The organism is Kineothrix alysoides (assembly GCF_000732725.1).
Taxonomy (GTDB): domain Bacteria; phylum Bacillota; class Clostridia; order Lachnospirales; family Lachnospiraceae; genus Kineothrix; species Kineothrix alysoides.
This window is the reverse complement of the sequence record NZ_JPNB01000002.1, coordinates 1,658,600-1,680,523: the sequence shown is the minus strand read 5'-3', so window position 1 is coordinate 1,680,523 and position 21,924 is coordinate 1,658,600. Positions and strand designations below refer to the sequence as shown.

The window sequence follows — 21,924 nt, the reverse complement described above, 5'->3', positions numbered from 1 at the left end:
CTTGACAGGAATCATTTCCATCATGACACCTCCTTAACTCGTTCTCTGCTATGGTTATAAATATAAAAATGTGAATTACGCGAGGGAAGAGCCGCAACGAGGTGATATTATGGGTTAGACAGGTTTTATTTAACGGTAGGGCCGCGCTTATCTCTATAGAATAGGGGCTGCTTAGAGATTTATGTATTTAGAACAAGCGAAATAACAGGGAGACAAGATGATGGAAATTATTTCTATATTGGCAGGCATAATTGGTTTTGCCTTACTTATTTATTTATTTTACGTTTTATTTCGAGGAGATACGCTATGAATTATATTATGTTACAAGACACCTTTTATATTGCTGCTTTAATCGGATTATCAATTCCGTTGGGTATTTACATTTACAAAGTTATGAACGGGCAAAAAGTATTTTTAACCCATGCATTAGCTCCTATTGAAAAAAAGATATATAAGCTGATGGGGACAACTATCGATGAAGAAATGAACGCAACGCAATACGCGCGTTCCGCCCTTTTATTCAACACAGTAGGATTTGTTTTCCTTTTCTTCTTACTAGTTTTGCAAGGCATAATGCCTTTCAATCCGGAAGGGATGAAGGGAACGAGCTGGCATTTGGCTTTTAACACGGCTGCAAGTTTTATTTCCAATACAAATTGGCAGGCATATGCAGGTGAATCTACGTTGTCTTATTTGGTCCAGTTTTCAGGTCTTACTGTTCAGAATTTTGTATCGGCTGCTACTGGTATTGCCGTCCTTTTTGCGCTGATCAGGGGCTTTGTCTTAAAACAGAAAAAAACACTCGGAAGCTTTTGGGTAGACCTGACAAGGGCTACTCTTTATATTTTGATTCCTCTTTCCTTTATAGTCGCATTGCTTCTTGTATCTCAAGGTGTTGTGCAGACTTTTAGCCCATATAAAGAAGTAACTACATTGGAAGGAGGGGCAACACAGATAATTCCTTTAGGCCCGGCGGCAAGCCAAATTGCGATCAAGCAGCTTGGAACGAACGGCGGCGGTTTCTTCGGAATGAACTCTGCCTTTCCCTTAGAAAATCCCACATCTTTATCTAATCTGATTCAGGCGTTATCAATTCTGCTTATTCCTGCAGCACTATGCGTAAGTTTCGGGAAAGCAGTAAAAGACAGCAGGCAGGGGAGGGTTATTTACATTACAATGATGATTTTCTTTATTGCCGCATTGACTATCGCAACGTTAAGCGAACAATATACTGCTCCTATATTTGATGGTGTAACCTTTTCCGGCAGTATGGAAGGAAAAGAAGTTATTCACGGTGTCGGAGCTTCCGCTTTGTGGGCAACGGTAACTACGGCTGCATCAAATGGCTCAGTAAACGCAATGCATGACAGTCTTACTCCGTTGGCCGGGATGGTCACTATGTTTCTCATGCAACTTGGGGAAATCGTATTCGGCGGCGTAGGGAGCGGACTTTATGGAATGCTTGCATTCGTATTGCTCACAGTATTCATCTCAGGGCTGATGGTGGGACGTACGCCTGAGTACTTAGGAAAAAAGGTGGAACCTTTTGATATGAAAATGGTATGCCTGATTGTACTTGCTCCTCCCCTTCTAACTCTTTTGGGAACGGCAGCCGCCGTAGTTATGCCTGACTCAACTTCATGGATTACAAATTCGGGTGCTCATGGATTTTCAGAAATACTTTATGCCTTTTCATCCATGGGAAATAACAATGGCAGCGCATTCGGGGGATTTTATGCTAATACTGCATTTACCAATATTGCGGGCGGAATCATTATGCTGCTGGTACGCTTTATTCCTATGACTGCCACAATATTCCTTGCCGGCAACATGGCGCAAAAGAAAAATGTTGCTGCCGGCGAAGGTACCTTATCTACCAGTAACATGCTTTTTGTCGGGCTTCTTATCGGAGTCATCCTGATTATAGGTGCGCTGAGCTTTTTGCCGGCCTTGGCACTTGGCCCGATTGCTGATTTCTATGGAACACGATAACAGAAAATGATAAGGGTGAAAGAAAAAACCTTTCAACTATTGATTCCCCGTCCGGTAAAGCGGACATGAGGTATAAAAATGAAAAAGAAAAGTATCGACAAAAGCATCTTGGCAGATGCCTTAAAGCAATCTTTTATAAAATTATCGCCCTGCATACAGGTGAGGAATCCCGTCATGTTGGTCGTATATATCGGAGCAATACTATCTACTATATTGTATTTGCTCTCCTTCGCTGGAATAAAGGACGAAAATACGGGCTATACGCTTGCTATTGCTATCATTCTTTGGTTTACCGTGCTGTTCGCCGATTTTGCAGAAGCCATAGCGGAAGGCCGCGGACGGGCACAAGCTGCCAGCCTGCGCAGCACAAGAAAGGATGTTAAAACAAAAAAGCTGAAATCAGCATCCAATATAGCGGATTATACTGAAATCCTTTCTAATGCTCTAAAAAAAGGCGATATTGTTTACGTCAAGGCAAATGAACAAATTCCCATGGATGGAGAAGTTATCGCCGGAGCCGCCTCCGTTGATGAAAGCGCCATTACAGGTGAATCAGCACCGGTAATCCGGGAATCCGGAGGAGATCGGAGCGCGGTCACCGGCGGAACAACCCTGGTATCTGACTGGCTGATTATCGAAGTAACGGCAGAAGCAGGAGAAAGCTTCCTCGATAAGATGATTTCAATGGTGGAAGGTGCCGCAAGAAAAAAAACACCCAATGAAATAGCATTACAAATTTTACTGATTACTCTTACCATTATTTTTCTTGTAGTTACAGCCACTTTATTACCTTTTACTGACTTTGCCAGCAAGCAGGCAGGTTCAGGCACCGCTATCTCCGTTACCAATGTGATCGCTCTTTTGGTCTGCCTCGCTCCTACCACAATTGGCGCTCTTCTTTCTTCCATCGGCATCGCCGGTATGAGCCGCCTCAATCAAGCTAATGTTTTGGCAATGAGTGGCCGTGCCATTGAGGCTGCCGGAGACGTGGATGTGCTACTGCTGGATAAAACCGGAACCATTACTTTGGGCAACCGTCAAGCCAGTGAGTTTCTTCCGGTTGTTGGTGTGACAGAACAGGAACTTGCAGATGCAGCACAGCTTTCCTCTCTTGCAGATGAAACGGCCGAAGGAAGAAGTATTGTAGTGCTGGCAAAGGAACGATTTGGAATACGAGGCAGAGAGCTTTTCAAGCTCGATGCAACCTTTGTGGAATTCACGGCAAAAACCAGAATGAGCGGCATTGACTTTCAAGGAAATGAAATCCGCAAGGGAGCTGCGGATACCATAAAAGAATTCGTACTTCAAAAGGGAGGGAAATATCCGGATGAATGTGAACAGATTGTAAAACACGTTGCCGGAGCCGGCGGCACCCCTCTTGTAGTTGTAAAAAACAAGCAAGTATTAGGGGTCATCTATTTAAAGGATATTGTGAAGAACGGTGTAAAAGAACGTTTTGAAGATATGCGCAAAATGGGAATTAAGACTATTATGATTACAGGTGATAACCCTATGACGGCAGCGGCCATTGCCGCAGAAGCAGGTGTGGATGATTTTCTGGCGGAGGCTACTCCGGAAGCAAAGCTGGAACTTATCCGGGATTATCAAGCCAAAGGGCATCTGGTCGCTATGACGGGCGACGGCACGAACGATGCTCCGGCATTGGCACAGGCTGATGTTGCCGTTGCCATGAATACAGGGACTCAAGCGGCAAAAGAAGCCGGAAACATGGTGGATTTGGATTCTAACCCCACCAAACTGATCGACATCGTCCGAATTGGCAAACAGTTGTTAATGACCAGAGGTTCCTTAACTACTTTTAGTGTGGCAAATGATGTGGCAAAGTATTTCGCAATCATTCCGGTATTGTTTTTTGGCATCTATCCACAGCTTTCGGCCTTGAATTTTATGGGGCTGACCAGTGCTGCAAGTGCCATGCTTTCCGCAATCATTTATAACGCTCTGATTATTATTGCATTAATTCCCCTGGCACTTAAAGGTGTCAAATACCGCGAACTGCCAGCCGGCAAACTATTGAAAAAAAATCTGCTCATTTACGGATTGGGCGGAATTGCTGCTCCCTTTCTTGCAATTAAACTTATTGATATGCTGCTGACCGTTTTCGGTCTGGTTTAAGGAGGTTTATAACTATGAAAAATAATAATTTATTAAAATCTGCAATTATATGCTTTGGCATCATGACTTTTTTGTGCGGAATTATTTATACGGCTGCAATTACGGGTATTTCTCAGCTCTTTTTTTCAAAACAGGCAAATGGCAGCGCGATAATCATCACACTAAAAGACGGAACACAAAAAGAATATGGTTCCGGGCTAATTGCACAAGATTTTAAGTTGCCTGAATACCTGATAGGAAGGCCGGCCGGAACATCAAATCTTTCTCCTTCCAGCCAAGAGCAGCAAACGCTTATTCAAGAACGTATCGACTGGTGGCACTCCTTTGATCCCGACAATACGGCGGATATTCCAATGGATTTAGTTACAGCCTCGGGCAGTGGTATTGACCCTAATATTACTCCGGAAGCAGCAGAATATCAGATTGAAAGAATTGCACAAACCAGAAATATGACAGAGGATGAAATACGGCATATCATTGAAGATTATACAAGCAAGCGCTTCTTAGGATTTATCGGCGAACCGGCCGTTAATGTATTAAAAGTCAATTTAGCGTTGGATGGGTTGCTTTAATTTTAAAAAGTGATATTATTTTTGGATATAAGGTGGTGAATTTCGGATGGAATCATTTGATCAAAGACCTGACCCCGAAAAAATTTTAGAGCAGATTCATGCGCATCAAAAGCAATCGATGGGCAAGTTAAAAATATTTTTCGGATATGCAGCCGGTGTCGGAAAAACTTATGCCATGTTAGATGACGCCCAAGACCGTTATCGAGGTGGAATGGATGTTGTGGTTGGTTATATTGAACCCCATACTCGTCCTGAGACCATGCAGAAATTGCATGGTCTTCCGGTTATCCTGCCTAAAACTGTATCATACCGAGACATAGAATTAAAGGAATTTGACTTGGATGAAGCGCTGAAACGTAAACCGGAATTGATTCTTGTCGATGAACTGGCCCACACCAATGCGGAAGGTGAAAGAAACAAAAAAAGGTATCAAGACATCGAAGAACTTCTGGCTGCGGGAATTGACGTTTATACCACCGTCAATGTCCAGCATATGGAGAGCCTCAATGATGTAGTGGAGAACATTACCAAAATCAAGATTCAAGAAACAGTTCCGGATTATATTTTTGACCGTGCCGAAGAAATTAAGCTGGTCGATATTGAGCCGGAAGAACTTCTGCGCCGTTTTGAAGGCGGAAAGATATATCGTCCCGACCGGGCGGAAAATGCACTGCAAAACTTCTTCACACGAGAAAATATGCGGCTTTTGCGAGAAATTTCCCTGCGATGTACTGCGGATAAAATCAGTTACGAAAATCAAAATGAGCGAAGCTTATCCGATAAAATGGCTAATACCAAGATGCTTGTTTGTTTCGGCTCTTCTCCTTCCTCTGCAAAATGCATCCGCTGGACAGCAAGAGCCGCTGAAGCATTCCACGCCAGTTGGGTGGCGCTATATGTTGAAAATACGGAAAGTGAACATCTTACGCCGGAACAGCAAAAAACCATTAGGGCCAATATAGACTTAGCAGAAAAGCTTGGCGCGGAAATCGTTAACCTGACGGGGCATGATATAGCCGTAGTCATATCGGAATATGCGAAGCTTTCCGGCATCACAAATATTGTAATCGGTAAAAGCAGGAACAAAAAAACGCTGAAGAATCTGTTCGACATAGATTTTGAGGATAAACTGATTTCACTCTTGCCTAGCATAGAAATTCATATCATTCCCGGAACAGCTGTTAAACGCAACTATAAAAAGCCTTACAAAAAGTCCAGAAATAAAGTTTTTCACTTTTCTTTGGTAGATTGTGTTAAATCATTTTCAATTTTGGTATTTGCTACTCTGTTGTCCTTTGGACTTCGCCGATTCGATATTATGAACCAGAATATTATTATGGTTTATATTTTTTCTGTACTCCTTATTTCACGGGTTACCGAAGGGTATGTATACGGAATTATTTCTTCAGTGATTAGCGTCCTGACTTTTAATTTCTTTTTTACAGAACCCTACTTTACATTGGATGCGATACAGTCCAGCTACTCCCTCACGTTCATCGTAATGTTATTGGTCGCCTTAATCACAAGTACTTTAACCGTACGGATCAAGTCAGAAGCAAGACTGGCTGTAAAAAGAGAGCATCGCACGGAAGTCTTATATGAAATTAACAAAAAGCTTCTTGCCACAAGAGATCTTGATAAAATTGTTTCTCTTATGAACGACTATGTAGTCAGGCTGTTTGAGCGTTCCATCGTATTTTTTACTGTTGACCCCGAACAAGGCGAAAATGGAGTCGTGATGCAAGCTGCAAATGATATTAATGCTTCCGTTTTAAATTCGCCCGATGAAAAAGCAGTTGCTCATTGGGTATTCCTTAATCAGAAACGTGCTGGTGCAGGAACAGATACTCTAATGGGAGCAGCCGCATTTTACATGCCTATCATCTCTCAGGGAAGAGTTCTCGCTGTTTGGGGTATTTCGTGTGCAAAAGAAGAGCTTGATCATAATGCGCGTTTGTTTTTGCGCATGATAGCATCACAAGTGGCTATGGCCTTGGAAAGACAGCGCCTTTCCGATGAACAGCGCAATATTATGGTAGAGTCGGAAAAGGAAAAAATGCGCAGTACGCTCTTAAGGGCAATATCACATGATTTGCGGACTCCTCTTGCAGGCATTTTAGGTGCCAGCTCCGTAATACGTGAAAATAAAAGGGGCCTTGACGAAGCCACAAGAGATAGCCTGATAGCCAATATACAGGAAGAATCCCAATGGCTCATCCGCATGGTAGAAAACCTGCTATCCGTGACACGTATCAATGAGAATGCATCCAATCTTGTAATGAGTCCGGAGGCGGCTGAAGAAGTTGTAGGTGAAGCCGTCAGCAGAATTAAGCTCAGATTTCCCCGGCGGGAAATTATTGTGCATGTCCCTGACGAATTTTTAGAAGTTCCAATGGATGGTACTTTAATCGTACAAGTAATAATGAATCTTCTGGAAAATGCCATAAAATATTCTCCTGATAATTCTTCTGTTGAAATCAATTTGGAAAAAGAAGGGAAATGTGCTAAATTCGAAGTGCTGGATCGGGGGAAGGGTATTTCTAACGAGGATTTCCCTTATTTATTCACAAGCAATAAGCCAAGCGATAATAAAATCGCTGATGCTTCAAGAGGGATGGGAATCGGCCTGTCTATTTGCAAAACAATTATAAACGCACATAGGGGCAAATTAGAAGTGGAGAACAGAAACGGCGGCGGAGCAGTATTTTGCTTTACCTTACCATTGAAAGGAAGTGAATGAAATTGGACATAAAACCACTGATCTTAATTATCGAGGATGAGGAGGCGATTTGCAGCTTTATTTCTGCCGTATTAACCTCAAATGATTACCATGTCGTAAAAGCTAAAACAGGGAAGGAAGGGCTGTCCCTTTTTACATCTCACATCCCCGACATTGTTCTTTTAGATTTGGGGTTGCCCGATATGGATGGAATGGAGATACTAAAGAAAATACGAAACTGGTCAAAAATACCCATTATTGTTGTATCGGCTCGTGGACATGAGCGAGAAAAAGTAGCAGCTCTTGATTTAGGCGCCGATGACTATATTGTAAAACCTTTCGGAACATCTGAACTGCTTGCCCGTATACGAACAGCTATACGTCATAGCACTCAGGTTATCGCTATGAACGGCTTAGAAGCAGAAAACTTTTCTGTCGGAAATCTGGAAATAGATTATAATAAAAGAATCGTATGCAGAGCCGGAGAAAACATACATCTGACCCCTATCGAATATAAAATTTTGGTTTTACTTTCTAAAAATGCCGGAAAGGTATTAACACATGATTTTATTATACGGGAAATTTGGGGTATCTACACGGATGAAAGTCATACTCTGCGTGTAAATATGGCAAATATCCGAAGGAAAATAGAAGTAAATCCCGGTGCCCCTAAATATATCCTTACAGAAATGGGAGTTGGATATCGGATGGTGGAGGAGCTATCTGAATAAATCCTGCCATCCTTAAATCAAGTACGTACGATTCCTGCTTGTTTTATGAACTTCGTACCATCTGCATATTTCTCGCATAAAAAGACTCAACCGAATGATTCGGTTGAGTCTTTCAAGCAGGGCTACAAGGATTCGAACCTTGAGATGACGGAGTCAGAGTCCGTTGCCTTACCGTTTGGCGATAGCCCTATATCATTTAGCAGCGCGTTATTTATACGCTACATTTTGGTATTATACACGAATCATTTTCATATTGCAAGACTTATTTCGAATTTTTTGTAGTTTTATTGTAGGATTATTTTATAATTACTAATAGACTATATTCGCTCTAGGCTTGCAGGGAGAAATTGACAGAAAACAAACATTTTATATCCACCTTTCCGAAAGAATCCAAATGCTTCAGAATTCAATATATCTTCTGTGGCAAAGTATTTCCTATAATATAACAATAAGAGACCGGCCAATGCTTACAAAGCTGATCTGCCAGTCTCTTGTTTATTTATTCTTTAACCCTACATATTGAGCCCTTATACTTCAAACAGCAAATCCGCATAAGTCGGAATGGGCCAAACCTCTTTATCCACAAGCTTCTCCAACTCATCAGCCGGCACTCTTAAGGCTTCCATAGCCTCCACCACCTGGTCCTTGTAGAAAAATGCCTGCTCCTTGCCCTCCGGCATAGCACTTGCCTGCTGTTCGATTTCCTCCAGCTTTGCCAACGCCGCTTTCATTTCGACTAATTTCTTAGAGATGCTGCCTAACAGCTCCGACTGAACAGATGCATCCGCACCTGCTTCCTTTACTGCAATCACGGTATCCGCAAGGGTCTTCGTGTATCTCATAACTGCCGGAATAATCTGCTTGGAAGCCATATCGATCATGGTAAGAGCCTCAATATTAATTGTCTTCGCATATGTTTCATAGAGAACCTCTTCTCTGGATTCCAGTTCAGCCTTCGTGAAGATTGCGAATCTTTCAAATAGCTTCACCGACTTCTCCGTAGTCAGAGTATCTACAGCCTCCACCATGCTCTTAATATTGGGAAGCCCTCTTCTCTCAGCCTCTTTTACCCATTCCTCGGAATATCCGTCGCCGTTGAAGATAATTCTCTGATGCTTGTTCATGTATTCCTTTATTAAATCATGTACTGCCAAATCGAAGTCATCAGCCTTCTCCAGTATATCCGCCGCTTCGCAGAATACCTCAGCCACAATTGCATTAAGAGTAGTATTCGGACTGGCTACGGAATCAGCAGAGCCTACCATACGGAACTCAAACTTATTTCCCGTAAATGCGAAGGGTGACGTTCTGTTTCTGTCTGTAGCGTCCTTTACAAGATCAGGAAGATAGGACACGCCTGTCTTCAATACACCGCCTTCCTTGCACGTTTCCGCAATGCCTGTCTCTACAAGCTGCCTTACCACATCCTCAAGCTGTTCCCCGAGAAAAATAGAAATAATTGCCGGAGGCGCTTCATTGGCTCCAAGCCTATGGTCGTTTCCTACATCCGACGCACTCTGGCGAAGCAAATCACCGTGAGTGTCCACAGCCTTCATAATGCAGGCCAGCACCAGCAAGAACTGAATGTTCTCGTTGGGGGTATCGCCGGGATCGAGCAAATTCACGCCGTTATCTGTACCGAGAGACCAGTTATTGTGCTTACCGGAACCGTTCACTCCCGCAAAGGGTTTCTCATGGAGCAGACACCTGAGGTCATGGTGAATCGCCACCCTCTTCATGGTCTCCATAACAACCTGGTTATGGTCTACTGCAATATTGGCAGTTTCATAAACGGGAGCCAGCTCATGCTGCGCAGGCGCAACCTCATTGTGCTGTGTCTTAGCCGTTACTCCAAGCTTCCAAAGCTCTTCGTTCAAATCCTTCATGTACGCGCCGATGCGCTCTCTGATTACACCGAAATAGTGATCCTCCATCTCCTGTCCTTTAGGAGCCGGTGCGCCGAATAAAGTACGTCCCGCGAAGATAAGATCAGGTCTTTGTAAATATTTATCTTTATCCACAAGGAAATATTCCTGCTCCGCACCCACGCTGGCAACTACCTTCTTCGCCTGCGTATTGCCGAAAAGTCTGACGATACGAAGTGCCTGCTCACTAACCGCTTCCATTGACCTCAAAAGGGGAGTTTTCTTATCCAAAGCTTCTCCTTTATAGGAACAAAATGCCGTAGGGATACAAAGAATTACACCCGTTCCCGCTTCTTTCAAAAAGGCCGGAGAGGTAATATCCCATGCGGTATAGCCTCTCGCTTCAAAGGTAGAACGAAGTCCTCCTGAAGGAAAAGAAGATGCATCAGGCTCTCCCTTGATCAGCTCTTTGCCGGAGAATTCCATGAGCATTCTGCCCTCTTCATCCGGATGTGTCACAAAAGAATCGTGCTTTTCAGCCGTAATGCCCGTAAGCGGCTGAAACCAATGTGTATAGTGAGTGGCGCCGTTCTCCACTGCCCAGTCCTTCATCGCCTTAGCTACGACATCTGCCGCTGAGAGAGAGAGCTCCTCACCCTGCTCCATAACCTTCTTTACTTCCTTGAACACATTTTTTGGTAAACGCTCTTTCATTTTACCGAGAGTAAATACATTTTCTGCAAAAATCTTTTCCACATTAAAAACTTCGCTCATTTTTTTGCTCCCTTTCGTTTTTCATAGTTCGCCTCTCACCACCTGCGACACAACAAGGTCTCTATGGTATAAAAAAAATGCCCCAAAAAAACCTTTGGAACATCCTCGTTCAAGATACCTTATACCGGAAGGTTTCCCTTCGTTTTCTATAAGATACTCTATTGTCTGCAAAATTGCAACCCCCTATTTTCAACTTTATTGAATATTGTAAAAAACAAGTCATTTTCCGTCGGTTTACTGTTCACATTGTACAATATGAAAGAATTGCGAGTCAATCCTTTTTTTGACCGGCTTTTTACGTTACTGTTCACTCCGTTCTCAGCAACGCATGATTTCTATATGTAAATTAGCTCCGCGAAGCAGAAATCATCTCTTGCATTACGTTCTTACGTAGCTTAACAGTAAGTGTTAAGCTACTGTGCGAACAATAACTTTTTTACAGACGGTCCTTTTCTTCTTTAGGCGCTTCTATTCTAAGAATATCGTTTTTCTCTGCCATGCCCGTCAGCTCTACGTATAACACCTGCTTCGAATGAGGCGCACTCTCCACTGCTTCCCCGTCCTGCGTGGTAAGGGACAACACCGTAACCGGTACATTTGTGCCATCCGGCTTCATTATTTCAATAGCATCGCCTACACAGAACTTATTGCGCTGCGTAATGCGGACACGACTCCTATCATCTACTTCTTCCACAGTTCCTAAATAGATATATTCGTTCACATACGTATTGGAATCATAAATCTGAGTATTTTCATCCGTCTTACCAAAATAAAAGCCGGTGGTAAACTGGCGGTAGGTACATTTGGCGATTTCCGCCTTATACCATTCCATATTGGTAAGATATTTTTCCTCCGACTCCAGATAATCGTCAATCGCCTTCCGATATGTCCTCGCTACCGTTGCCACATAGAGCGCTGTTTTCATTCTTCCTTCTATCTTAAAGCTGTCGATACCCGCCTCTATCATTTCAGGAATATGCTCTATCATACACAAATCCTTGGAGTTAAAAATGTAGGTACCCCTTTCATTTTCATATACCGGCATGTATTCCCCCGGCCTTTTTTCCTCCACTATCGAATATTTCCAGCGGCACGGATGGGTACAGGCTCCCCGGTTAGCGTCCCTGCCCGTAAAATAGCTGCTGAGCAGGCATCTGCCCGAATAAGAAATGCACATCGCTCCATGAATAAAGCTTTCTATTTCCAACTCCGCCGGAACCTTATTTCTTATTTCTCTTATCTCCGCCAAAGAAAGCTCTCTTGCTGAAACGACACGCTTTGCTCCTTGTGCATACCAATATTTAAAGGTTTCATAATTGGTATTATTGGCCTGCGTAGAAACATGAATATCTATCTCAGGACAAATTTCCCTCGCCATCATAAAAACGCCCGGATCCGCAATAATGAGCGCGTCCGGTCTTATCTTTTTAAGCTCATGAAAATATTCTCTTACACCATCCAAGTCCTCATTGTGCGCCAGTATATTAGCCGTAACATGGACCTTCGCTCCATGAGCATGAGCAAACTTTATCCCTTCTGCCATGTCCTCCATACTGAAGTTCTTTGCTTTAGCACGAAGCCCGAAGGCCTCTCCACCGATATATACGGCATCGGCGCCATAAGCAACCGCCGTTTTCAGCACTTCCAGACTCCCTGCCGGAATCAAAAGCTCTGGTTTTTTCATTAAATAATCAATCCTTTCTTCCTTGCGCCACACACAATGCTTCATCTTTTTCGCAATGTGTTCTCCGCACTTACATACATCTACAATTTCACACTTACGGTAACGCCGTCTCCCACTTGAAGAATCGCTGTTTCAAGCTGCTCGTTATGCTTCAGTTCATAAAGGTACTCCCGCATTCTGGAATGAATCGTTCTATCCCTTCTAGTCACCGCAAAGCGCGACTCGATAATGTCCCCATCCTGCAGGACGTTATCCGAGACCAGCAGCCCGCCCGTCTTCAGCAACCGCAATATATCAGGCAAAAAATGAATATACTGCCCCTTTGCAGCATCCATAAAAATAAAATCATAGCTTCCCTCAAGCTCTCGTAAAATCTCCGTCGCGTCACCCTCCAGCAACGTAATAGCGTCTTCTTTCCCCGCCCTTTTGAAATTTTCCTTCGCTATAGGAATCCTCTTCTCATACTTTTCTATCGTCGTTATCTTACAGCCTTCCGGCGCATATTCGCTCATAAGAAGTGCGGAAAAACCGATTGCCGTCCCCACCTCCAGAATATCCTGCGGCCTGTTCACCGCCAATAGTAACCGAAGCAGGCTCTGCATCTGTGTACGGATTACCGGCACATTCGTCTTCTTACACTCATCCTCTATTTCATTCAAAAGCTCCGTATTTCCTCTGTCAAAAGAGTTAATAAAAGTGCTGATTCTTTCATCTGTAATCATTTCTTCACTTACTCCGCATCCGTGGCATCTTCCGGAGTCTCCGAACCTTCTGCACCTGCATCCCCCGCTGTTCCTTCCGGCGTGTCAGCTTCCGAAGCTCCTTCTGCAGCGGAAACTCCCGATGAAGCCTCTTCAGATTTATCTCCGGCAGACATGATTTCCAGCATCTCCTTAACCGTCATATCGCTGCTCAGCTCATAAATTCCCGGTTTGAGTTCCCCATGATACTCAGAAATCAATTCCTGTGCATAGAACACTTTCGAGTCATTAATCAGACCCTTCTCTTCCAGCACCTCTCCGATATCCATGGTACCGGCTTCTTCCGTAATAGCTATACTAATAACTTTCGCATTCCCCTCCGCCGCTACCGGCTCTTCAGTAAAAATACGATATCCAAAGTTATAAGCATCCGTCGCATATTTATAAGTGAACATAACCACCACTATTATAATGACTATCTTCAATGCCGTATCAAATACAGTCCCTATCAATTGTTTGGTATTCATATTTATAACTATGCTCCTTTCAAACCGCTCCACAGCTTAGACAGTTGCGAAACTCGTAACCCTTGCCAATTTTATGTACCAGTTTCGCAACCGCCGCCTTGCCAAAGCCTTATTGAAAATCCAGTTCTTTTACTATCAGCTCGGTGGCCTCCTGCATCATTCTGCAGAAGGAGGTCTCCGCCGCCAAAAAATCCGACACAAGCGGAATCTCCCTCAGGCTCTCATACTCTTTATCCAATTCCTCCATGCGCTCTAAAAGATCTTCCGCTTCCTCTTCGTTCTGAAACATAAAATTCTTACGCCTGAACTCATTGACCTTCAAATACAGCTCCGGCTGCATCTTTATCTTTTTAAGCTGCATAACATATTCACAGTATTCAGTTGATTCTCTGACCGCACCCACAAATTCCATGGCTGCGCCCTGCATACTGTTATCCGTCATCTCTTCTCACACTCCATACTTAAACTTCCATAATAATCGGAAGAATCATCGGCCTGCGCTTCGTCTTTTTCCAAACGTAGTCGCTGAGGGAATCCTTAATATTAGACTTAATTTTCCCCCAATCGCTGACTCCTCTGCCCAGACAGCCGTGAACTGCATCGTCCACCACCTTCCTAGCCTCTTCCATCAGTTGATCGGATTCTCTCACATATACGAATCCTCTCGAAACGATATCCGGTCCCGATACCAGTTGATCGGAATGCTGATCCAGCGCTAAAACAACGATGAGAATGCCGTCCTCCGCAAGATGCTGACGGTCTCTCAGCACAATATTTCCTACGTCTCCGACGCCCAATCCATCTACAAGGACCTCTCCTACCGGAACTTTTCCGCTTACCTTCGCTTCATCCTTATCCATCTCCAGCACATCGCCGGAACGCAAAATGAATATATTTTCCTTCGCAATACCAAGCTCACTTGCAATCTTGGCCTGCGCCTTCAAATGTTTGTATTCACCATGAACAGGAATAGCATATTGGGGATGTACCAAGGTATAAATAAGCTTGATTTCTTCTCTGCAGGCATGTCCTGATACATGGACATCTTGGAAAATTACATCAGCTCCTTTTACAAGCAGCTCATTGATAACATTTGTTACTGCCTTCTCATTTCCCGGAATCGGGTTGGATGAGAAGATAACCGTATCGCCGGGGCAAATAGATATCTTCTTATGAATATTTCCCGCCATTCGGCTCAACGCCGCCATGCTTTCTCCCTGACTTCCCGTAGTGATGATAACTGTCTTCTCCGCAGGATAGTTCTTAAGCTGCTCGATGTCGATCAGCGTCTTATCCGGAATATCCAAATAACCAAGAGTGGTCGCCGTCTCGATGATATTTACCATACTTCGGCCTTCCACTACAACTTTTCTGTCAAATTTGTACGCAGAATTGATGATCTGCTGCACGCGGTCTACATTGGAAGCAAAGGTAGCGACGATAATACGCGTATCCATATGCTCTGTAAAAATCGTATCGAAAGTTTTTCCCACCGTCTTTTCGGATTGGGTAAACCCCGGACGCTCCGCGTTGGTACTGTCGCACATAAGCGCCAGAACACCTTTTTTCCCTATTTCTGCAAATCTCTGCAAATCGATAGCATCCCCGAATACCGGAGTATAATCTACTTTAAAGTCTCCCGTATGCACTACGATTCCCGCAGGAGAATAAATAGCAAGTGCAGCGGCATCTACAATGCTATGGTTCGTTTTAATAAATTCTATACGGAACTGTCCTAAATTGATGGATTGACCAAATTTAACGACTTTTCTTTTGGTGTTTCCAACGAGGTTATGCTCCTTTAGCTTATTTTCTATAATACCCATGGTCAGTTTCGTCGCATAGATAGGAACGTTGACTTCACGCAGCACATAAGGCAGCGCACCAATATGGTCCTCATGCCCGTGGGTAATCATAAAGCCTTTTACTTTATCGATATTATCCTTCAAATAGGTGGTATCCGGTATTACCAAATCGATTCCCAGCATATCATCGTCCGGGAACGAAAGACCGCAGTCCACCACAACAATACTGTCTTCATATTCGAAGGCAGTAATATTCATACCAATCTGCTCCAAGCCACCTAACGGAATTATCTTTAGCTTGGAAACATTCACATTTTCACTTTTTTTCAATCAATTTTTCCTCCACATTCTGCACAGTACCCGTAGAGTTTTACTTCATGATCTACCACATGGAATCCGGTCGTCCTTGTAATCTTTTCTTCCAATTCCTCGAGTAAGTCGTCCTCAAAGGAATTCACTTTACCACAATTTATGCAAATCAAATGATGGTGATGGTGTTTTGCCGTACCCCTTCCCACATTTCCGATTTCATAACGAACAAAACCGTCGTCCAAATTGATGCGATCAATTAAATGCAGCTCTAAAAGTATCTGTATCGTTCTATAAACAGTAGCAAGCCCTATCTCGGGATAGTCTGCTTTTACCATTTCATAAATTTCTTCCGCGGTCAGATGTCTGTCGGGGCATGCAGCAAGAGCTTCCAATACAAGAAGCCTCTGGGTAGTTACCTTTAAACCTTTATCCTTCAACAACTGTTTAAACTGCTCTCTATCCACTCCCATTTGCTATCATCCCTTGTAACTGTCCAGTACCGTCACAGTTACCCTCCCCTTTACAACTGTCTTAAGACAGCTTTCTGCCTCGGTCGCCTTTCCTTATTTTTCCATCAGGAAAGTTCAATATCCTCCAGTATATTTTCAAAAACTGCTGCAACGGCATTAAGCTCCGTATCATCTTCCACGATTTCATAAATCGCCTCGGGCTCCTCCGGTGCAGAGATATCTTTCAAAATCAATGCGTCACTGTCTCCCTCTTCCTGCTCTGTCACAAGAATGTACTGACAGCCTCCTATCTTCGTCTGTTCCAACACATAAAATTCAACCGGCTCCTCGTTCTCCGGTTTAAAAATTATTTTATCCACTACTTGTTCTCCTCGTTCTTACGGTAATCCAAATACCCTTGCAATATAAAGCATGCAGCAATTCTATCCACATGCTCCTTCCTATGCTCCCGCCGTATTCCGGCTTCCTTCATTACTCTGTCTGCCGCAACGGTAGTGAGCCTCTCGTCCCACATCTTGACAGGCAGCCCTGTTCTGCGTTCCAGCATATCCTTGAAATCCATGGAAAGCTCCACACGTACGCCCAGCGTATCGTTCATATTCTTTGGAAGCCCCAGCACGATTTCTTCTACTTCATATTCTGCAATCAGCTCCTCTATGCGAGCCAATGTCCTTCGTAATTTATTCTCTTCTTTTCTCTCTATGATTTCAATGCCCTGAGCAGTGAGAAGCAAAGCGTCGCTGATTGCCACTCCTACCGTCTTCGACCCGAAATCCAAGCCCATGATACGCATGGATTCACCCTTTTATATCCTTCCACAAATGTTCTTTACTCGTTTTTCCAGTGTTTCGCCTCGATATATTTCGTAAGCAGCTCTTCTACCAGCTCGTCTCTTTCTACTTTCATGATAAGGCTTCTCGCACTTCTATGGCTTGTAATATATGTGGGGTCTCCGGACATAATATACCCTACGATCTGATTCACCGGATTATATCCTTTTTCCGTCAATGCTTCATATACCGTGGCCAAGACTACTTCCACGCCTGTCTCCGGCTCGGTCTCCACGCTAAAAAATTGTGTATTTCCAAAATCCTGCATATAATCACGCCCTTATCTATTGTCGCCAGTTAACTCTTTCTAATCACCATATTACCCTATTCGTTCAGAAAATTCAATCAATTTACATTAATTTAATGATTGCTTATTTATTTTATCGGATGTTTTTCCGTGTTTTCTACTCAATGAACAGCATGTCCTCCTGCAAGAAGCCTGCAGCTTTTCCCTTTATCAATCGGTTAGACAGGCCGGCCTCACCCCGCTTCGCCACTTTAACATATTGCCTGGTATGTCCCGTCTGATAGCATACTCCGTCTATCACTTTTTCTTCCTCGAACAGCACCTCTACTTCTTCTCCTATGTAGTCGGTCCTATAATCCTGAGAATATTCCTTTTCCATGGAAAGCAGAAGGTTGCTCCTTCTTGTCTTTTCTTCATCCGGCACCTGCTCCTTCATTTCTGCCGCACGGGTACCTTTCCTTTTGGAATATTTGAAAATGTGCATTTCATAAAGCTTTATTTTTTCCAGGTATTTTCTTGTGATATCAAATTCTTCCTGCGTTTCTCCGGGAAAACCTACAATGACGTCCGTGGTAATGGCCGGACGGTCGAATATTTGGCGCAGCAGCTCCACTTTTTCGTAGTATTCCCCCGAGGTGTATTTCCTATTCATCCTTTTGAGAGTCTCGTCGCAGCCGCTTTGAAGGGATAGATGGAAATGCGGGCAGAATTTGGGAAGCGCTCTTAGCCTGGCAGCAAACTCCTGCGTAACGATTCCTGGCTCCAGCGAGCCTAAACGGATTCTTTCGATTCCGTCCACTCCGTGGATGCTCTCTATAAGCGCAAGCAGGGCCGGTTCACCGAAATCTGTTCCATAGGAACTGATATGAATCCCGGTCAGCACCACCTCTTTATATCCTCTTCCGGCAAGTCCGGTTATTTCCTCCAGAATATCCTCTTCTTTTCTGCTTCTTACCCTGCCTCTCGCATAAGGGATAATGCAATAGGAACAAAATTGGTTGCACCCGTCCTGAATCTTAATATAGGCTCGGGTATTTCCAGAAGTCTGTTTTAGCTGCATATTTTCAAATTCTTTTGTTTTTCCTATGTCAATTATCGTTGTATCGTCAAGGGTCTTAAAGCTGGTGCTCGTTTTTTCGTTTGTTTCTCCGCTTTTTTCTTCCAGGAATTTTTCCAGAATGGGAAGCAGTTCTTTTTTCTTATTATTTCCGATTGCCAAGTCTACGCCTACGTCCTTCAGCACGTCTTCTTTCCCCGTTTGCACGTAACAGCCCGCCGCAACGACCACGGCCTCAGGGTTCAATTTACGCGCTTTATGAAGCATTTGTCTGCTTTTTCGATCCGCGATATTGGTAACTGTACACGTATTTACGATATATATATCCGCCCATTCATCAAATGATACAATTTTGTATCCTTTTTCTTGTAACATTTGTTGCATTACGTCCATTTCATATCCGTTGACTTTACAGCCCAGGTTATGTAATGCTACACATTTCATATTATTCCTCACTTTTTTTGTATTGTTTTAGCATTGACTTTTACCGGCTCACCCGTTAGTATAATAAACAGAAGGTATGAAAACATCAAGGAGGTAGAAACCAATGAAAACAGTTCAGATTTCTTTAAATTCTATTGATAAGGTAAAATCTTTTGTAAATGATATCACAAAATTCGATTATGATTTTGATTTAGTATCCGGCAGATATGTTATTGACGCAAAGTCCATTATGGGCATCTTCAGCTTGGATCTGTCAAAACCGATCGACCTGAATGTTCATGCAGAAGACAATGCAGAAGAAGTACTCAATGCATTAAAGCCTTACATGATTTAATAATTGCTGGTATCAAACTTAGCAATTACTCAGCATAAGCTGAACAATATGACAAAGTAATGAAGAGCATTCGGAAATTAATCCGAATGCTTTTTTATGTAATAGGAAAGCGCTCCTATCACATAAACAATACATGCGCTCCTACGCGCGCGGAACAAAAGCTGTGCTGCCAAGGTACTTGACCACTGGCGTGAACGAAGCACACTTTTGTTCACGTTTTTCATTTCTATCTTACAATGATCAGTTCGTCATTCTTAAGCGCAGTCTCCACCAGCTCGGCAATTTTCTCTTCCAGATTTTCTTCATGCTTCTTTATAATATTCAGATTCGGCTTAGTCACCGGATGCTTTGCCACAAAAATCGTGCAACAGTCCTCGTAGGGAAGTATGGAGGTCTCATACGTATTGATTTTCTCCGATAGTTCTACGATTTCCATCTTATCGAAGCCGATAAGCGGCCGGTATACCGGCATTGTGCATACTTCGTTGGTCGCCGCAAGGCTTTGCATTGTCTGGGAAGCGACTTGTCCGATGCTCTCACCTGTAATCAGTCCCAAACATCCCGTATCCTGCGCGATTTTTTCTGCGATGCGCATCATATAACGGCGCATGATAATCGTCAGCTCGTCATGAGGGCATTTTTCATAAATATAAAGCTGTATATCGGTGAAGTTGATAACATGCAGATATATAGGACCGGTATAGCGAGAAACCAGCCTTGCCAGATCTACTACCTTCTGCTTCGCTCTTTCGCTCGTATACGGAGGCGCATGGAAATATACCGCGTCGATTTTCACACCGCGCTTCGCTATCATATAGCCTGCTACCGGAGAATCGATGCCGCCCGATAAAAGAAGCATCGCTTTCCCCCCCGTGCCTACGGGCATTCCGCCGGGACCGGGAATGATATTGGAGTAAATGTATATTTTCTCTCTGATTTCAATGTGCAGCATAATATCGGGCTTATGCACGTCCACCCGCATCTTGGGGCAATTATCCAGAATTATGCCGCCCATTTCGCTGTTGATTTCCATTGAGGTCAAAGGATAATTCTTCCTCGCCCTTCTGGCGCATACCTTAAAGGTCTTATCCTTTTCGGGATACACTTCCCCGATGTATTTTAAAACATCCTCACCAAGCTTTTCAAATCCTTCGTCTTCCACATAGACAACAGGGCATATGCCTGAAATTCCAAATACCGTCTTTAGGTTGTCCACTACTTCGTCGAAGTCAAATTCGGATAAGGCCTCTACATATATTCTTCCCTCCGTACGGTAGACTTTAAATTCACCGTCACATCTTTTTACCGCATATTTTATTTGCTGCACGAGAGCATCTTCAAAAATATATCGGTTTTTTCCTTTTACACCTATTTCAGCATATTTTATTAAAAAAGCTGTAAACATAAGTATTCCTCCATAAACATTCTTTACTCATTCCTGTCACCGCCTGAAAATCGGGGAAACCGAACAAATGGGACAATTGGAAATCTTTTGTTTCCAATCTTTCTGCCCGCGGCCGTTATGCCGCGGGTCCTATATCTTCACTGTCAATGCCTCGTATATTTGCGAAGCATCGGTATTATATCATACATCGCCTGTAAAGTATAATCGATTTCCTCCGCAGTTGTAAAGACCGAAAAACTGAAACGTAAGGTGGATTCCAACAATTCTTTTTCCAACCCGATAGCTTTGAGCGTCGCAGAGGGCTGTGGCTTGCGTGCCGAGCACGCACTTCCCGCCGACACGTAGATTCCCCTGTCCTCCAAGGCATGCAAAAGCACCTCACTTCTAATTCCTCTCACCGATACGCTGACCACGTGGGGCGCACTGTCCCTTCCTGTCAATCCGTTGACGGTGACATTATCCAGCTTCGTAACTCCGTCTGTGAATAGCTGCTTCAGACCATACAGCTTATTCACTTCTGCTTCCAAATCAGTATAAATCATTTCTACAGCTTTCCCAAGACCTGCGATTCCCGGTACGTTCTCCGTCCCGGAACGAATGCCGCTTTGCTGTCCGCCTCCAAAAATAATCGGTTTTATTTTGATGTTTTCCTGAATATATAAAAATCCCACGCCTTTCGGACCATGAATTTTATGTCCGCTGGCGGAAAGCATATCGATATTCATCTTCTTGGGATAAATACGGAATTTACCGAAGCCCTGAACCGCATCCACATGGAACAGCGCATTAGGATTTACTTTCTTAATGAGAGCTCCCGCCTCCTCTATTGGCTGCAATGCACCGATCTCATTATTCGTATGCATGATAGATACGAGTATCGTATCTTTCGTCAACGCTCTGCGCAAATCCTCCAAGCTTATGACTCCATTTTGATCCACCGGCAGATAGGTCACATGGAAGCCTTGTTCTTCCAAATGTTTCATCGCCTGCATAATTCCGGGATGCTCTATCTCCGTGGTTATCAGCCGCCTGCCCGCTCTATGGTTTGCAAGAGCGCTTCCTATAAGGGCGATGTTGTCGGATTCCGTTCCTCCTGAAGTAAAGTAGATTTCCTTTTCATTCACCTTCAAGGCTTTCGCAATAGTTTCTTTGGCATACCGGATATAAGTTTCCGCCTGTACTCCCTTCAAATGCAGGCTGGACGGGTTCCCGTAGTCCCTGCACATCGCTTGCGTCATCAAGGCCGCCACATCGTCAAAGCATCTTGTCGTAGCCGAATTATCTAAATATACTTCCATAATGTCTGCTATCTCCTCACG

General features: G+C 43.6%; 20 protein-coding genes and 1 tRNA gene. 7 read left to right on the top strand and 14 right to left on the bottom strand.

Going from position 1 to position 21,924, the window contains the following annotated elements; genetic code table 11:
- Positions 1–217: 217 nt before the first annotated feature.
- The 6 genes from kdpF (at position 218) to CC90_RS0118715 (ending at position 8,150) form a co-directional block, all read left to right on the top strand.
- The gene (gene kdpF / locus CC90_RS25320) at positions 218–310 is read left to right on the top strand and encodes a K(+)-transporting ATPase subunit F (RefSeq protein ID WP_081906055.1); all 93 of its coding nucleotides are present in this window, start codon (positions 218–220) and stop codon (positions 308–310) included.
- Positions 307–1,992, top strand: coding sequence for a potassium-transporting ATPase subunit KdpA (gene kdpA, locus CC90_RS0118735; protein ID WP_031392246.1), 1,686 nt, complete (start codon positions 307–309; stop codon positions 1,990–1,992). The genes kdpF and kdpA overlap by 4 nt, the downstream gene beginning before the upstream one ends.
- A 78-nt stretch (positions 1,993–2,070) precedes the next feature.
- A complete protein-coding gene (kdpB, locus tag CC90_RS0118730; protein WP_031392245.1) occupies positions 2,071–4,128 on the top strand; it encodes a potassium-transporting ATPase subunit KdpB in 2,058 nt (685 codons plus the stop codon).
- Positions 4,129–4,142: 14 nt separating this feature from the next.
- On the top strand, positions 4,143–4,700 hold the full coding sequence (gene kdpC / locus CC90_RS0118725) for a K(+)-transporting ATPase subunit C (protein ID WP_031392244.1): 558 nt from the start codon (positions 4,143–4,145) through the stop codon (positions 4,698–4,700).
- 46 nt (positions 4,701–4,746) lie between these two features.
- The gene (locus CC90_RS0118720) at positions 4,747–7,440 is read left to right on the top strand and encodes a sensor histidine kinase (RefSeq protein ID WP_031392243.1); all 2,694 of its coding nucleotides are present in this window, start codon (positions 4,747–4,749) and stop codon (positions 7,438–7,440) included.
- 2 nt (positions 7,441–7,442) lie between these two features.
- Positions 7,443–8,150 carry a response regulator transcription factor gene (locus CC90_RS0118715; protein WP_031392242.1) on the top strand — a complete coding sequence of 236 codons (708 nt, stop codon included), beginning with the start codon at positions 7,443–7,445 and terminating at the stop codon, positions 8,148–8,150.
- Between the two features lie 117 nt (positions 8,151–8,267).
- Here CC90_RS0118715 and CC90_RS0118710 read toward each other — a convergent pair.
- The 12 genes from CC90_RS0118710 to mtaB form a co-directional block, all read right to left on the bottom strand.
- A tRNA-Gln gene (locus CC90_RS0118710) sits at positions 8,268–8,339 on the bottom strand.
- 338 nt (positions 8,340–8,677) lie between these two features.
- A complete protein-coding gene (locus CC90_RS0118705) occupies positions 8,678–10,789 on the bottom strand; it encodes a glutamine synthetase III family protein (RefSeq protein WP_031392241.1) in 2,112 nt (703 codons plus the stop codon).
- 436 nt (positions 10,790–11,225) lie between these two features.
- Complete coding sequence (locus tag CC90_RS0118700; protein ID WP_031392240.1) at positions 11,226–12,473, bottom strand: peptidase U32 family protein; 1,248 nt, start codon at positions 12,471–12,473, stop codon at positions 11,226–11,228.
- Positions 12,474–12,553: 80 nt separating this feature from the next.
- Complete coding sequence (locus CC90_RS0118695) at positions 12,554–13,195, bottom strand: O-methyltransferase (protein ID WP_031392239.1); 642 nt, start codon at positions 13,193–13,195, stop codon at positions 12,554–12,556.
- Positions 13,196–13,203: 8 nt separating this feature from the next.
- Positions 13,204–13,701: an endolytic transglycosylase MltG gene (locus tag CC90_RS23370; RefSeq protein WP_051869776.1), complete on the bottom strand. Its 498-nt coding sequence runs from the start codon at positions 13,699–13,701 to the stop codon at positions 13,204–13,206.
- Positions 13,702–13,810: 109 nt separating this feature from the next.
- Positions 13,811–14,143, bottom strand: coding sequence for a YlbF family regulator (locus tag CC90_RS0118685; RefSeq protein ID WP_031392237.1), 333 nt, complete (start codon positions 14,141–14,143; stop codon positions 13,811–13,813).
- Positions 14,144–14,162: 19 nt separating this feature from the next.
- Entirely contained in the window at positions 14,163–15,836 is a 1,674-nt protein-coding gene (locus CC90_RS0118680) for a ribonuclease J (protein WP_031392236.1), read from the bottom strand.
- Positions 15,833–16,288 (bottom strand): Fur family transcriptional regulator, encoded by a 456-nt coding sequence (locus CC90_RS0118675; protein WP_031392235.1) that lies wholly within the window; start codon positions 16,286–16,288, stop codon positions 15,833–15,835. The genes CC90_RS0118680 and CC90_RS0118675 overlap by 4 nt, the downstream gene beginning before the upstream one ends.
- Positions 16,289–16,392: 104 nt before the next feature.
- Positions 16,393–16,647 carry a DUF1292 domain-containing protein gene (locus CC90_RS0118670; protein ID WP_031392234.1) on the bottom strand — a complete coding sequence of 85 codons (255 nt, stop codon included), beginning with the start codon at positions 16,645–16,647 and terminating at the stop codon, positions 16,393–16,395.
- Positions 16,647–17,081, bottom strand: a complete 435-nt coding sequence (gene ruvX, locus CC90_RS0118665; RefSeq protein WP_031392233.1) for a Holliday junction resolvase RuvX — start codon at positions 17,079–17,081, stop codon at positions 16,647–16,649. Before ruvX ends, CC90_RS0118670 begins: the two co-directional genes overlap by 1 nt.
- A gap of 35 nt (positions 17,082–17,116) precedes the next feature.
- Positions 17,117–17,386 carry an IreB family regulatory phosphoprotein gene (locus CC90_RS0118660; protein WP_031392232.1) on the bottom strand — a complete coding sequence of 90 codons (270 nt, stop codon included), beginning with the start codon at positions 17,384–17,386 and terminating at the stop codon, positions 17,117–17,119.
- Between the two features lie 136 nt (positions 17,387–17,522).
- A complete protein-coding gene (mtaB, locus tag CC90_RS0118655; RefSeq protein ID WP_031392231.1) occupies positions 17,523–18,866 on the bottom strand; it encodes a tRNA (N(6)-L-threonylcarbamoyladenosine(37)-C(2))-methylthiotransferase MtaB in 1,344 nt (447 codons plus the stop codon).
- A gap of 103 nt (positions 18,867–18,969) precedes the next feature.
- Between mtaB and CC90_RS0118650 the strand changes: the two genes are divergently transcribed.
- On the top strand, positions 18,970–19,200 hold the full coding sequence (locus tag CC90_RS0118650) for an HPr family phosphocarrier protein (protein ID WP_031392230.1): 231 nt from the start codon (positions 18,970–18,972) through the stop codon (positions 19,198–19,200).
- 226 nt (positions 19,201–19,426) lie between these two features.
- On the opposite strand, the gene thiI is transcribed toward CC90_RS0118650, so the two are convergent.
- Both thiI and CC90_RS0118640 read right to left on the bottom strand, forming a co-directional pair.
- Positions 19,427–20,605, bottom strand: a complete 1,179-nt coding sequence (thiI, locus tag CC90_RS0118645) for a tRNA uracil 4-sulfurtransferase ThiI (protein ID WP_031392229.1) — start codon at positions 20,603–20,605, stop codon at positions 19,427–19,429.
- 143 nt (positions 20,606–20,748) lie between these two features.
- The gene (locus tag CC90_RS0118640) at positions 20,749–21,903 is read right to left on the bottom strand and encodes a cysteine desulfurase family protein (RefSeq protein WP_031392228.1); all 1,155 of its coding nucleotides are present in this window, start codon (positions 21,901–21,903) and stop codon (positions 20,749–20,751) included.
- Positions 21,904–21,924: the final 21 nt, after the last annotated feature.